Here is a 13,368-nt window from a genome sequence, read left to right on the forward strand (position 1 = left end):
GACCAGCGGACACACGGATTCCCCGACGCCGTGGGCGGGTGCCGCACCTTGCGCGATCCCCTGTGAACCGGTTCACTCTGAGTCCGGCCTCTCCCCCAGCCCGCGGGCTTCGACGTCCACGCTCCCCTCCCCCTGGAAGCGAACCCATGCCCCATGAGAAGCGCCGCTCGCTTCGCGCACGCATGATCACGCTGGTCCTGGTGCCCAGCACCGCCCTGCTCGCACTGTGGGCGGTGATGACCACCGTCATGCTGCTGGACATCCACGACCTGCGTACGACCGCCGCCCTGACCGAGGAACTCGGCGGCCCCGTCGTCAGCGTCGTGGGGCAGCTCCAGCGCGAGCGCCGCGCCACCATGGACACCGCCAGCCCCTCCCAGGCGAGCCTGCTCCGCCTGGAGAGGGCCAGGGAGGACACCGACGAGGCCCTGGCACTCCTCCGCCGCCGGATGGCCGGATTCGACTCCGCGGACCTCTCCCGTCAGGCGCAGGGCTTCGACGACCTTCTCGACGGGCTCGACGGCCACCGGGACATGGTCGACGGGCTCCCCCGCTCCGGGCGCACCCCCCTGGCGGCGGGGACCTTCTACGACCAGGCCATCGAGACGGGCCTGCGGTTCTGGGACGGCCAGGTGACCCGGGCCGATCCCGAACAGGTCCCCCACCTGCGCTCGCTGACCTCGCTCATGCTCACCCGGGAGCTGCTCAACCAGCAGGACGCCGTGGTGGCGCACGCCGTGGCCAGCGACTCCTTCACCGCGAACGACCACGCCCGCTTCTCCGCGGCGGCCGGGGCCCAGCGGTACACCTGGGACAGGGCCGGCGTCGAGCTCAGCGACGCCGATCTGCGGGAGTACGCCCGCGTCAGCTCCTTCACGGGACTGGCCACCCTGCACCTGCTCCAGGACAACATCGTCGGCAGGCCGCCGGGCGATGACGACACCGTCCCCGTCAACGCCTCCGCCTGGCGCGGCGCGGCCGAGGCCGTCGACCTGCGGATGCGCGAGGCCGAGCAGGCGCAGATGGAACGCGTCGTGGCCCTGAGCAACGAGCAGTCCGCCGAGTTGACGCGGGTCGTGGCGGTGAGCAGCGTGCTCGTCCTCATCGCGGCCCTGGCCTCGACCGTGGTGGCGGTGAGCGGGACCCAGCGTCTGGGGCGCCGGCTCCAGGAGCTGCGCACGCTCACGCTGGAGCACGCCCGGGTGCGCCTGCCGGAGGTGACGGCGCGGTTGCGCGCGGGCGAGAGCGTGGACGTGGACGCCGAGGCGCCGCGGCTGCGGGTGGAGCGGCGGGACGAGATCGGTGAGGTGGCCGAGGCGTTCAACGACGCCCAGCGCGCGGCGGTGGCGGCGGCCGTGGAGGAGGCGCAGGTCCGTGCGGGCGTGCGGGCGATGTTCCGCAACCTGGCGCGGCGCACGCAGTCGCTGGTGCACCGCCAGCTGCGGTTGCTGGACTCGTTGGAGCGCGGTGAGACCGACCCCGAGACGCTGGCGTCGCTGTTTCGGATCGACCACTTCAGCACCCAGATGCGGCGCAACGCGGAGAACCTCGTGCTGCTCAGCGGTGACGCGCCGGTGCGCGCGGGGTTGGGTCCGGTGGGTCTGCACGAGGCGGTGCGGGCGGCGGCCAGCGAGATCGAGGACTACACGCGGGTGCGGGTGCTGGAGGTTCCCCGGGTGTGGCTGCGCGGTGACGTGGGCGGGGACACGGTCCGGTTGCTGGCCGAGCTGTTGGAGAACGCCGCGACGTTCTCGTCGCCGGAGACGCTGGTGACCGTGCGGGGCCGTGGCGGTGACGGCGGCGGGTGCGTGGTGGAGGTGGCGGACCGCGGGCTCGGAATGACGCAGGTCCAACGGGTGGCGGCCAACGCCCTGCTGGCCGATCCGCCGCGCTTCGATCTGGCGCGGATGCGGGAGGACTCGCACCTGGGGCTGTTCGTGGCGGCCACGATCGCGGCGCGGCACGGGTTCGGGGTGACGTTGCGGGCCGGTGAGGGCGGGGGGACGCGGGCGGTGGTGGAGATCCCCGTCGGTGTGCTGACCGAGCCGCGGGAGGAGGGGCGCGCGGTCGAGGACGCGGAGCCGTCCACGCGCCCGGTGGCGCGGGAGGCGCCGTCGGAGCCGTCCGGTGTGCCGCCCGGCGCGCCGGGTGAGCCGGAGGTCGCCCCGGAGGAGGACACCTACATGGGGCTGCCGCGCCGGCGTCGGCGGTCGCGCGCGGCGGGGGCGCCGGGCGCCGTGGCCGTGGGCGAGGTGGTGTCGGAGGGCGCCGGATCCGGTGGGGGCGAGGGGGACGGCGGGAGCGGCGATCAGCGGTCGCTGTCCGAGATTCGGTCGATGATGAGCGCCTTCCAGTCGGGAACGACGCGCGGACGCGCGGAGCCCGGCGGCGGGGGCGCGGAGGGCGTGCGTGGTGTGCGTCCTGGTGAGGAGACGGAAGGGTGATGGGGATGTCGGCGGACGTGGCTGGTGGTGGCGGGTTGGTCGGTCGTGGGCTCAACGGCGGGTCGGCGGTCAGGTCGTTGGACTGGCTGCTGGGTGACCTGGTGGAGCGGGTGGCGGGGGCGCGGCACGCGCTGCTGCTGTCGGCCGACGGGCTGCTGTTGTCGGCGTCGCCGGGGGTGGTGCGGGAGGAGGCCGAGCGGTTGGCGGCGATCGCGTCGGGGTTCGCGAGTCTGGCGCGGGGGGCCAGGAGGGAACTGGGGGCCAGTGAGGTGCGTCAGACGGTCGTGGAGATGGACAACGTGTTCCTCTTCGTGTTGGCGGCCGGTCGTGGGGCGTCGCTGGCGTTGGTCGCGGAGGCCTCGTGCGACATGGGTCAGGCGGCGTTCGAGCTGAACCGGTTGGTCCGGCAGGTGGGACCGCATCTGTCGGCGTTGCCGCGGGGTCGCCGGGGCGGGACGTGAGTGTGGGGCCGTCCGGGGAGGACGGCGGGGAGTCGAATCTGATCCGTCCGTACGCGTTGACGGGGGGCCGTACCCGTCCGTCGCGGACGGATCTGACGGTGACGACGCAGGTGGTGGCGGTTCCGGTGGTGGGCGGTCCGGACGTCGACCCGGAGGTGGAGTTGATCCTGTCGCTGTGCGCGCGACCGCTGTCGGTGGCGGAGGTGGCGTCGCGGTCGGGTTTCGCGCTCGGTGTGGTGCGGATCCTGGTGGCGGATCTGGCGGATCAGGGGCGTGTGGTGGTGCGGACCTCGGACTGGGAGCGCGCCCGCCCCGACGCGACCACGTTGCGTTCGGTTCTGGAGCGGATCCGGGAGTTGTAGAGGTGGAGTGGATGACCGCTGAGGTGGCGGGACCGGTGCCGGACACGTTGAAGATCGTGGTGGCCGGTGGTTTCGGGGCGGGCAAGACGACGTTGGTGTCGGCCCTGAGCGAGGTGGAGTCGCTGCACACCGAGGAGGTGATGACGGCCGAGAGCGTGGGGACGGACGACCTGGTGGGGGTCGAGGACAAGACCACGACGACGGTGGCGTTGGACTTCGGCCGGATCACGTTGGACGAGTCGACGGTGGTGTACCTGTTCGGGACGCCGGGGCAGCGTCGGTTCTCGTACATGTGGGAGGAGTTGGCGCGGGGCGCTCTGGGGGCGGTGGTGCTGGCGGACACGCGCCGCCTGACGGACTCCTTCGACGTGATCGACTTCTTCGAGGAGCGGCGGGTGCCGTTCGTGGTGGCGGTCAACTGTTTCGACGGGCAGCGCACGCACCGGGCGGAGGACGTGCGGGTGGCGTTGGATCTGGAGGATCCGGTGCCGTTGCTGCTGTGCGACGCGCGGAGTCGGCAGTCGGCCAAGGAGGTGGTGGTGGAGTTGGTCGAGTTGGTGCTGCGGTGGGAGTTGTCCGGCGCCTGAGGGTGTGGTGGTGACGCCGTCGGTCCCGCGGGGTCGGCGGCGTCGTCGTGTGCGGGGCCGGATGGCCCCTGCCGGGGGGTCGTGGGCCGGTGGGGTGCTCGGGCGGTGGTGACGCGGGTAGCACGAGGCACGATTTCCCACGGATTTCATTGCCCAGAGACGCCCGATGTCACAAATCAGTTGATCTGGTCAGTTTTTACGATGGATTCGCTTGCATCGTAGAGTGACGCCTGTCATGGTGGGTTTGCTCACACATGACCCGGAGCATACGAAGAGTCGGCACACCCCTCAGGAAGAAGGTCGGTCTGTTGTCCGAGACGACCCCGAAGCTTGCGCGCGTCCTCAAGCTGCCCCACCTGGTGCTGTTCGGTCTGGCCTACCTGGTCCCGACCACGATCCTCACCGTCTACGGGGTCGCCACGGCGATGTCGAACGGGCACCTGCCGACCGCGGTGCTCGTGGCCATGGTCGCGATGCTCTTCACCGCCTACTCCTACGGGCGCCTCTCGCGGGTCTACACCTCGACCGGATCGGCCTACGTCTACGCCCAGAGGTCCCTGGGCCCGCGCACCGGGTTCATGGTCGGCTGGACGATGATGCTGGACTACCTGTTCCTGCCGCTGATCAACTACATCACCATCGGGCTGTACCTCAACGCCCAGTTCCCCGCGGTGCCCGACTGGGTGTGGATCGTCGGCTTCCTCGTCGTCATCACCGCGCTCAACGTGCGCGGCATCGCCCTGGTCGCCAAGGCCAACACCGTCATCGTCGGCGCGCAGGTGGCGTTCCTGCTGCTGTTCTTCGCGATGAGCGCCCGCCACCTGGTCGGCATGACCGACATCCACCCGCTGGCGCCGTTCGTCGGCAGCGGCCTGGAACTGCTGCCGGTCCTGAGCGCCGCCGCCATCCTCACCGAGTCCTTCCTGGGCTTCGACGCGGTCACCACCCTGTCGGAGGAGGCCGAGAACCCCAGGCGCGACGTCCCCCGCGCGATCATCCTGGTCACCCTGTGCGGCGGCCTCATCTTCCTGGCCGCCTCCTGGTTCGGCCACATGGTCTTCCCCGACCACACCCGCTTCACCGACGTCGACTCCGCCGCGCTGGACATCATGCGCGCCGTGGGCGGCGACGTCCTGGCCGCCCTGCTGACCACCGCGCTGATCATCGGCTCCTTCGGCTCCGCGCTCAGCTCCCAGGCCAGCGTCTCGCGCGTGCTGTACGCCATGGGCCGCGACGGCAGCCTGCCCAGGGGCGTCTTCGGCCGCCTCAGCAAGCGGTACAACACCCCCGCCGCGAACATCCTGCTGGTCGGCGGCGTGGCCGTCGGCGCGATCTTCCTCGACATCGAGACCGTCGCCTCGTTCATCTCCTTCGGCGCGCTGGTCGCCTTCGCGGCCGTGAACCTGTCGGTGATCATCCACTTCGTGGTCCGCGAGCGCATGCGCACCGGCGCCGACCTGCTCAAGTACGGGCTGGTCCCGGGCATCGGCCTGAGCCTGACCGTGTACCTGTGGACCAACCTCAGCGGTCTGGCCTTCGTCATCGGCGGGGTGTGGGCCGCGGTCGGCCTCGTCCAGCTGGCCTACGTCACCCGCGGGTTCCGCCAGGAGCCCCCGCGGATGACCTTCGACGACAGGCTCCTGGAGGAGCGCACCGCCAGCGAGGTCTGACCGCTCCCCCGCCGGCCGGTCAGCGTCCCGACGGGCGCCGGCCGGCCAGCGCGATGAGTCGGTCGGTGTCGTCGGCGTCGGCGCCGACCTGGACGGGGGCGTCGAACATCGCTCCGGGGCCCAGCGGCTGGTCCTTGACCCAGGCCCGCAGCGCGGCCGCCAGGACGGGGTCCAGCCTGGTGTGGCCGCCCAGGGCCGTGGCCAGGTCCCAGGCGTGCACGGCCAGGTCGAAGGTCATCTCCCACAGGTAGGTCTCGCCGGGTACGTCGCCGTAGGACAGGTGCACGGTGCGGGCCAGGGCCGCGGGGGCCAGCCACGCCTCCCGGGCCGCGTGCGCCGCGGTGGACCACGCCGCCACGGGGTCGTCGCCGAGCTGGTCGCCGTCGAAGCGGTCCCCCACGTCCTTGACGCGGGCGCCGCCGAGCAGGTGGGGCACCCACAGCTGTTCGGTGACCAGGTGGTCGACCAGGTCGCGCACGGTCCACTCGGTGCACGGGGTGGGCCGCGCCCAGTCGTTCGGGCCCACGTCGCGCACCCGGCGGTCGAACTCCCCCAGCGCCGTGGCGTGCAGCTCGATCAGCGTGGACATGTGCGCCCCCTCGGTGTCGGTCCGCCGGGACCCTACCCGTGGACGCGGCGGTGCCAAACGCCGCGGTGCCCGCGCACGGCGGGTGGGTGCGGGTCAGGGCGCGGCGATGTCCCACCCCATGCGCACCAGCAGCGCCAGGACGACCACGAGCAGGACCGTGCGCACGAACCCCGCGCCGCGGTTCAGGGCCATGCGCGAGCCGATCTGGGCGCCGACGATCGTGCACGCGCCCAGGGCCAGGCCGAGCCCCCACAGGACGTGGCCGCCCGCGGCGAAGACGACCAGGGCGCCCACGTTGGTGGCGGTGTTGACGATCTTGGCCGAGGCGGAGGCAGCGACGAAGTCCATCCCCAGCACGGCGGTGAAGGCGATGATGAGGAAGACGCCGGTGCCGGGGCCGATGAGGCCGTCGTAGAAGCTGACGCCGAGCCCGGCCAGGGCGATCGCGGCCAGGGCCCGGTTGCGGGTGCGCAGTCGCGGGTCGGGTGCGGCGCCCATGGCGGGCCGGAGGTAGACCGTCAGCGCCACGCCCGCCAGGACGAGCATGATGACGGGCTTGAGGACGTTGGCCGTGAGCACGGTGGCCAGGAGCGCGCCCAGCCCGGAGCCGACCAGGGCCAGGCCCGCCGTGGGCCACACGATCCGGGGTTCGAGCTTGATGCGGCGGGCGTAGGCGACGGCGGCCGAGGCGGTGCCGAAGACCGCGCCGAGCTTGTTGGTGCCCAGCAGGGTGGCCAGGGGCGAGGTGGGCGAGGCGACCAGCAGCGCGGGCAGCAGGACGAGGCCTCCCCCGCCGACGACGGCGTCGACCCAGCCCGCGCCGAGGGCCACCAGCAGGAGGAGGCCGAGGATCTCGGGGTCCACGGTCAGGCCGTGCCGTGGGGGGAGGCGGGGGTGATGGGGCCTTGGGGGTTCATGTTCGCCGAGTCTAGACGAGTGGGGGTTTGTTCCTTACGGGCGGTATGCACTCGCAGCACAGATCCCCCAGCCCACGATCCCCTTGCCCACCTATCCTCCAGGACAAGGAAATGTCACCAGCCCGGCGATTCGCCCCCCGAACCATGATCCGCGCACGTCAGGCGCCACCCACCCGGCATGCACCGCATGATGCACGTGCCCGCCGGTTTCGGCCGGACCGCCCCGGATAGCCCGCGCGCGAACGGGGGAATGATCGCGGTCCCGGGGGCAGCGGGAGTGGACTGGTGGAGCTTGACGTACTGGGGACCGTCGAACTACGCGTCGGCGGCCGTCCCCTGGAACTTCCCGGAAGGGCACTGGCCCTGGCGGTGGCGCTCGGAGTCGAACCCGGCCGCCCGGTCGACCGGGACACCCTCATCGAACGGGTCTGGGACGGCGAGCTGGTCGAACGTTCCACGATCGACGCGACGCTGACGCGCCTGCGCAACCGGCTGCGCGGGGTCGGCGCGGCTCCGGCGGCGCTCCGGTCCAGGGCCGGGATCTACCGCTTCCAGATCCTGCCCGAGGCGGTCGACTGGCAGCGGTTCGGCCGCCTGCACTCCGAGGCGGGGCGGGCCCGCCGCAACGGTGACGACCCCGAGGCGCACGCCCGCGCCCGCGCCGCCCTCGACCTGTGGCGGGGCCCGCCCCTGGCCGGTCTGACGGGCCGGTGGGCGTCGGGTCTTCGGCACCGGATGCAGACGCGGCACCAGAGCGTCGTGGAGCTGTGGGCGCAGACCGCCCTGGCCACCGGTGTCCCCGACGTCGTGGACGAACTGGCCGACCACGTCCACGCCTACCCGGCCAACGAACACCTGGCCGAGCTGCTGATGCGCTTCCTGCATGCCGCCGGGCGACCGGGTGAGGCCCTGGTGACGTATGAACGGTTACGGGACCATCTGGCGGAACACGGTGGAGTGCCGCGTCCCTCCACCGAACAGACGCTTCGACTGGTCCTGGGGGCCGAATCCGCAGGTCCCCACAAGCGCGATCTCGAACGCCCCTCCCCCCTCCCCCGCCTCCCGCGCAACACTCTGCCCCGTGACCTGCTCGACTTCACCGGCCGGAGCGAGGAGATCGAGGAACTGGTCTCCTCGGTGCTCGACCATCCGCCAGGCGCGACGGGCGTCCATGTCATCCACGGGCTGACCGGCATTGGCAAGTCCACGTTGGCGTTGCGCGCGGCCGTCCTGCTGGGCGAGCACTTCCCCGACGGACGGTTGCACATCGACCTCCAGGGTGGGGGCGAGCCGCGCCCGCGCAAGGCGCCTGCCGAGGCACTGCGCGAACTACTGACGATGGTCGACGTGCACGAGACGGACCAGCCCACCTCCGAGTCGGGGCTGGCGGCACTGTGGCGGGATCGCACCTCTGGGTCCCGGCTCCTGGTGGTGCTGGACAACGCCGCCGACGTGGAGCAGGTCCGCCCTCTCATTCCCGGCGGCCCGGACTGTACCGTGCTGATCACCAGTCGATGGCGGTTGTCGGAGCTGGACGGCGCGCATTGGCTACGTCTGTCCTGGATGCGCGACGATGAGGCCGTCGCGCTGCTGACTGCGGTGTTGGGACGGCACCTCCCGCCGAACGCTGTCACCGAGATCGCGAAGTACTGCGGCGGCCACCCCCTGGCCATGCGACTGGTGAGCGGCCAGCTCCGTGGGCGACCCTCATGGACACCGGAGACCGTGCTCGCGAGGCTGGGTGACGTCCGCAACGGTCTCGGGCACATCCGGTCCGGCGACCGCAGTCTGGAGTCGGTGTTCGAGCTCAGCGTCCAGGGCTTGAACCCGGAATTGCGTGCCTGTTTCGTGCGGTTCGCCCTACATCCCGGAGAGATGTTCGACATCCACGCCGCCGCCGCGCTCGTGGGCGAGTCCACCCAGCGCGCGGGGGTCCTCCTGGAGCGGCTGCTGGACGCGTCCATGGTGGAGGAGCCGCGCCCGCACCACTTCACCATGCATCGGCTGGTGTCCACGTTCGGCAAACACGAACCCTCGCTGTCAGCCGCCGAACGGCACAGCGCCCTGCACCGCCTCTTCACCTATTACCTGCACGCGTGCGATCAGGCGGACCGACACTACGCGCCAGACCGGTTCCGACGGCCGCTGCCCACAGAGCCGGGTTGTGACATGCCTGCGTTCGAGTCCCTGTGGAACGCCTACCAATGGTGGGACGGCGAGCAGCAGACGGTCCTCGACCTGTTGGCGTGGGCGCGTGCACACGGAGGATTCGAGGCGTTCGAGGCCGACATCGCCCACGCCTGTGCCGCCCTGCTGGACGCCTCCACGCGATGGGAGGAGGCCGCGGCAGCCCATGAGCGCGCCATCCTGGTCCGCGGCCCTCGCGACCCCCACGGCGCGGCCCACGCGCTCTACGACCTGGGGCAGGCACAGTGGCGGCTGGGTCGGACGGAGGAGGCCTACGCGTCGGTGGCCGAGGCGCATCGGTTGTGGACTCTGGTCGGGGACTCCCTGGGCAGTTCGATCACGCTCAACGAGCTGGGGACCGTCCTCTACCTGGACGGACGGTACGCCGAGTCCGAGGGGCTGCACCGGCGGGCGCTGGAGATGGCCAGGACGGCCGACAATCGTGCGGGCATGGCCGACGCCCTCAACGGTCTCGGTAACTGTGCTCGCGAGATGGGTGACCAGGACCGGGCTGCGGTCGACCTTCTGGAGGCGTTGGAGTACTTCGGGCAGATCGGCAACCTGCTCGGGCTGGCCCGGACGAAGAGCGATCTGGCTGGGGCCTACCGGTTCCTCGGCTACCTGGAGGAGGCCGCCCGGCTCGTCCGCGAGGCGAGCGAGCACTTCGAAACGGCCGGGGACCGTCGGCGGGCGGCGGCGGCCACACTCAACCTGGGTGAACTCTGCCGAGCGATGAACGATCATGAGGGGTCGCTACGGAACTCGCACGCCGCGTTGGTGGCCCTGCGAGAAGCGGGAGAAGTGGCGGGCGAGATCGTCGCCCTGAACCAGATGGGTCACGCCCTGGTGTGCCTCGGGCGCGCCGCCGAGGCGCTGTCCTACCTGGAGGAGGCACGGCATAAGGCCACGCGGAAGCGATCGGCCTACCTGTACGAGGTGCTCCTCGATCTCGGCCACGCGCACCTCGCCCTGGGCTCGGCCGAGCAGGCGGCACGGTTGTACGCACGATCGCTGAACGCGGCACGGGAGACGGGGACCGTACGAGGGGAGGCCCAGGCGCTGTTGGCCGCCGAGTGGCTGTCGCGAGGCCCTCGTGCCCAGGTGGCTGAGAAGCGGGACGCCCGTGCCCTCGGGCAGGCTCTCCCGCTGCTCAATCCGCAGGAGATCGAGGAGATCTGCTCAGAGCTCGACTCTCTACATATTTCACGCAATCTCTAACGAACGGGGACTGGTGCCCCTAGTATTCGGAGCGGTCGAAAGCCTGATCGGGCTTCGGCCGCTTCCCTGTTCGCAGCCCGCAGAGGGCTCGGACACCAACCACCAGTCCTCAGATACCCCGACACGGAAAGCCCCCAACGATGTCGATCCCCATCGCCGCACACCTCGCATCCCTCGGCATCGAGGGTTGGTACCGCATCCTGGCTTACGCGGCGGAGGTGGCGTCGACATCGGCCCATGCCCTGTCCGGGCTTTCCGTGTGAGGCGCGCCCGCTCCAGTCGAGGTACGCGGACGCGGGCGGCAAGGGGAACCAGAGCCGCCCACCTCTCAGCGGACGGTATCGAGGTAGACGCGGATGGCCGCGGCCAGGTCGCCCAGGTCGTCGGTGGCCCCGCTCGTGGGCTGTGCCACGAGGTCGCCCTCGGGGAGCCGGGGCCGGGGCACCGGCGACCGTGACAGGTAGGGGCGGACGAGTGCGCCGCCGACCTCGTCGGGGTCGCCCGTGTCCAGGGCCGCCAGCTCGTCCGTCGTGACGGGCGGGGCCGGGGCCCGGGGAGGGTCGGGCGGCGGGGCGGTCCCGACCGGTGCGCGCCTGGGCGGGTCCGGGAGGAACACGAACGCCAGCGCCGTGGCCAGGGTCGTGGCGAGGCGGGCCCGGAGCCGTCCCGCCAGAGTTCGGTGCGGCCTGCGGTGGCGGCCGGTCGTGTGTTCCACGGTCATCCTCCTGCTGTTCTCAGGTGGTTGATCCCGCCCCGGCTCCGTGGGTCCGAGCACCGATCGGGGCGTCGTCGTGTCCGCCGCTCTCAGGCGTCCAGGTCGCGGTCGGGGTCCACCAGCGCCCACACGGTCAGCGGGCCGCCCGGGCATCCGGTCCACCACCACTTCTCCGCCAGCGCGGCCACCAGACGCAGCCCGCGCCCGTTCGGGTCCGCGTCCTCGACCGGGTCGGTGAGGGCGGGAACCGTGATCGGGCGCTGAGTGCGAGGGCCGTCGTCGGTCACGCCGACCAGGACGACCTGGCCCGGCAGGATCTCCATGGAGATCCTGACCCGTCCGCATCGGCTGCCCGAGGCGGTGTGCACGACCGCGTTGGTGACCAGTTCGCTGACCACCAGCAGGACGGGGAACGCACGGTGCGCGGGCATGCGCATGCCGCACCGACACCAGCTGCGCACCTGGGCCACCTGGTCCCACGTCCCGCCGAAGTAGGCGGTACGCACGCCCGGACGCGACTCGGGAACCCTGCGAGGCAGGGCGACGGGGGTGGTCGGCCGCTCGTCTCGCGACCGCCTCTGTGGCGGGATGTCAAAGCTGCGCATCAGGTACCTCCGAACAGGGGTTGGACTTCGCCCGGCTACCCGCGAACGCACCGACCGCCAGCCGAGGGCCCACTCGGGCCGCGAACGCGCGGATGCTCCCACGTCGCGGCAGGCACAGACAGCTCGCGGAATCGTGACTCTGGGTCAAGGAGTGAGCACGATCGCGGTTGCCACCATGATGAGACCGAAGAATATTTTGTGCAACCTTCTCTCTGAAATATTTTTGAGAAGATACTTGAGGTGTGCGAGACAATGAACGCCGACCTGAGCCAGGCCCGAGTCGATGAGGATGGGGGCGCCCATGCCCGAACGCCACGCCCCGGCGGCCAGCCGCCGCAAGCTGGGGATACTGCTCCGCCAACTCCGGGAGGGCTGTGACCTCACCGGTGAGCAGGTCGCCAAGCAGCTTCGTGTGCGCTCGCCGAAGATCTACCGGGTGGAGGGCGGCAAGGTCGTTCCCACCCACCCGGAGCTGACGATGCTCATGGACCTCTACCAGGTGAGCGACGAGCACCGGGAGGTGCTCCTCCAGCTCGCGGACGAGGCACGGCGCAAGGGGTGGTACGAGTCCTACGAGAGCGTCCTACCGCCCAAGTTCGAGACCTACGTGGGCCTGGAGTCCGACGCCACGGCCCTGCGGGCGTACGAGCCCAGCCTCGTCCACGGACTCCTCCAGACACGGGACTACGCCCACGCCGTCCTGACCGCGGGGAACCCGGCCGAGCACCCCGATGACATCGGACTCCTCGTCGACCTGCGGATGCGCCGCCAGGAGCTCCTCAGTCGGGAACACGATCCGCTGCGGTTCTGGGTCGTTCTTGAGGAGGTCGTCCTGTACCGGCCCGTGGGCGGCGCTCAGGTACTCACCGAACAGCTGCGCCACCTGCTCACGGTCGCCACGGACCTGCCCAACGTCACCGTCCAGATCATCCCGACCGCCGTGGGAGCCCACGCGGGGCTCGCGGGCTCGTTCAGCATCCTGGAGTTCGAACCCTCCTCCCCCGAAGTGATCTACGTGGACAGCCACGGAGGCAACCTGACGCTGGAGAAAACCCGGGATCTACGCCGCTGTAAGCTCCTCTACGACAATCTCGTCGCCGACGCGCTCTCGAAGAGGGAGTCGATTCGGCTCATCGAGGCCGCTCTGGAGGACACCCGTGCATCCTGAAGACGAAGCCCCCGCCCACCGGTCCCGCGAGCAAACAGCGACACGATGGGTGAAGTCGAGCGCGAGCACCAGCGCCCAGGGCTGTGTCCAGGTGCGGGTTCCGCGCGCAGGCATGATCGAGATCGGGGACACCAAGAACCCCGACGGCCCCACCCTCACCGTCCCCGACACCGACTGGGACCACTTCCTCACCCAAGTGGCTACTGGCGGAACCGACTGCAGACGCCTGTGTGCCGCCTTCCTCTCCCACGGCGGCTTCACCCTCACCGACACGGCCGTCCCCCGCTCCCCCGTGCTCGTCTTCACCAAGGCCGAGTGGGACGCCTTCAAGCAGGGCGTCGACGCCGGTGAACTGCGCGGCACCGACCCGCGCGGAATCCTCGTCGGCTGACCCCGGACTCCGTGCCGGCCACCCACCGGCGACGCCCTTCCCGGATGCTCCGGT

At 71.1% G+C, this 13,368-nt stretch carries 12 protein-coding genes; 8 read left to right on the plus strand and 4 right to left on the minus strand.

Going from position 1 to position 13,368, the window contains the following annotated elements; translation table 11 throughout:
• Window positions 1-146: 146 nt before the first annotated feature.
• From AB0I72_RS15165 to AB0I72_RS15185, 5 genes are all read left to right on the plus strand, one after another.
• On the plus strand, window positions 147-2,444 hold the full coding sequence (locus tag AB0I72_RS15165) for a nitrate- and nitrite sensing domain-containing protein (RefSeq protein WP_358567958.1): 2,298 nt from the start codon (window positions 147-149) through the stop codon (window positions 2,442-2,444).
• Complete coding sequence (locus tag AB0I72_RS15170) at window positions 2,444-2,905, plus strand: roadblock/LC7 domain-containing protein (protein WP_358567961.1); 462 nt, start codon at window positions 2,444-2,446, stop codon at window positions 2,903-2,905. Before AB0I72_RS15165 ends, AB0I72_RS15170 begins: the two co-directional genes overlap by 1 nt.
• A complete protein-coding gene (locus tag AB0I72_RS15175; RefSeq protein ID WP_358567964.1) occupies window positions 2,902-3,267 on the plus strand; it encodes a DUF742 domain-containing protein in 366 nt (121 codons plus the stop codon). Before AB0I72_RS15170 ends, AB0I72_RS15175 begins: the two co-directional genes overlap by 4 nt.
• Before the next feature lie 11 nt (window positions 3,268-3,278).
• Window positions 3,279-3,854: an ATP/GTP-binding protein gene (locus AB0I72_RS15180; protein ID WP_358567967.1), complete on the plus strand. Its 576-nt coding sequence runs from the start codon at window positions 3,279-3,281 to the stop codon at window positions 3,852-3,854.
• A 308-nt stretch (window positions 3,855-4,162) separates the two neighbouring features.
• Complete coding sequence (locus AB0I72_RS15185) at window positions 4,163-5,524, plus strand: APC family permease (protein ID WP_358567970.1); 1,362 nt, start codon at window positions 4,163-4,165, stop codon at window positions 5,522-5,524.
• A gap of 19 nt (window positions 5,525-5,543) precedes the next feature.
• On the opposite strand, the gene AB0I72_RS15190 is transcribed toward AB0I72_RS15185, so the two are convergent.
• Both AB0I72_RS15190 and AB0I72_RS15195 read right to left on the minus strand, forming a co-directional pair.
• Entirely contained in the window at window positions 5,544-6,113 is a 570-nt protein-coding gene (locus tag AB0I72_RS15190; protein WP_358567972.1) for a TIGR03086 family metal-binding protein, read from the minus strand.
• Between the two features lie 93 nt (window positions 6,114-6,206).
• Window positions 6,207-6,977, minus strand: coding sequence for a TSUP family transporter (locus AB0I72_RS15195; protein ID WP_358567975.1), 771 nt, complete (start codon window positions 6,975-6,977; stop codon window positions 6,207-6,209).
• Between the two features lie 338 nt (window positions 6,978-7,315).
• Between AB0I72_RS15195 and AB0I72_RS15200 the strand changes: the two genes are divergently transcribed.
• Window positions 7,316-10,435 carry a tetratricopeptide repeat protein gene (locus AB0I72_RS15200; RefSeq protein ID WP_358567978.1) on the plus strand — a complete coding sequence of 1,040 codons (3,120 nt, stop codon included), beginning with the start codon at window positions 7,316-7,318 and terminating at the stop codon, window positions 10,433-10,435.
• Window positions 10,436-10,763: 328 nt separating this feature from the next.
• Here AB0I72_RS15200 and AB0I72_RS15205 read toward each other — a convergent pair whose 3' ends face one another.
• Window positions 10,764-11,150, minus strand: coding sequence for a hypothetical protein (locus AB0I72_RS15205; RefSeq protein WP_358567981.1), 387 nt, complete (start codon window positions 11,148-11,150; stop codon window positions 10,764-10,766).
• An 89-nt stretch (window positions 11,151-11,239) separates the two neighbouring features.
• A complete protein-coding gene (locus AB0I72_RS15210) occupies window positions 11,240-11,656 on the minus strand; it encodes an ATP-binding protein (protein WP_358567984.1) in 417 nt (138 codons plus the stop codon).
• 400 nt (window positions 11,657-12,056) lie between these two features.
• On the opposite strand from AB0I72_RS15210, the gene AB0I72_RS15215 reads away from it, so the two are divergent.
• Together AB0I72_RS15215 and AB0I72_RS15220 are read left to right on the plus strand one after the other, a co-directional pair.
• Window positions 12,057-12,923, plus strand: a complete 867-nt coding sequence (locus tag AB0I72_RS15215) for a helix-turn-helix transcriptional regulator (protein ID WP_358567987.1) — start codon at window positions 12,057-12,059, stop codon at window positions 12,921-12,923.
• 49 nt (window positions 12,924-12,972) lie between these two features.
• Window positions 12,973-13,314, plus strand: coding sequence for a DUF397 domain-containing protein (locus AB0I72_RS15220; RefSeq protein WP_358567990.1), 342 nt, complete (start codon window positions 12,973-12,975; stop codon window positions 13,312-13,314).
• The last annotated feature ends 54 nt before the right edge of the window (window positions 13,315-13,368 follow it).

The organism is Nocardiopsis sp. NPDC049922 (assembly GCF_040660275.1).
Taxonomy (GTDB): Bacteria; Actinomycetota; Actinomycetes; order Streptosporangiales; family Streptosporangiaceae; genus Nocardiopsis.

Excerpts from the sequence above, each read along its gene's own strand:
- AB0I72_RS15190 (WP_358567972.1), bottom strand. The coding sequence starts at position 6,113 with ATGTCCACGCTGATCGAGCTGCACGCCACGGCGCTGGGGGAGTTCGAC.
- AB0I72_RS15170 (WP_358567961.1), top strand. The coding sequence starts at position 2,444 with ATGGGGATGTCGGCGGACGTGGCTGGTGGTGGCGGGTTGGTCGGTCGT.
- AB0I72_RS15215 (WP_358567987.1), top strand. The coding sequence starts at position 12,057 with ATGCCCGAACGCCACGCCCCGGCGGCCAGCCGCCGCAAGCTGGGGATA.
- AB0I72_RS15165 (WP_358567958.1), top strand. The coding sequence starts at position 147 with ATGCCCCATGAGAAGCGCCGCTCGCTTCGCGCACGCATGATCACGCTG.
- AB0I72_RS15180 (WP_358567967.1), top strand. The coding sequence starts at position 3,279 with ATGACCGCTGAGGTGGCGGGACCGGTGCCGGACACGTTGAAGATCGTG.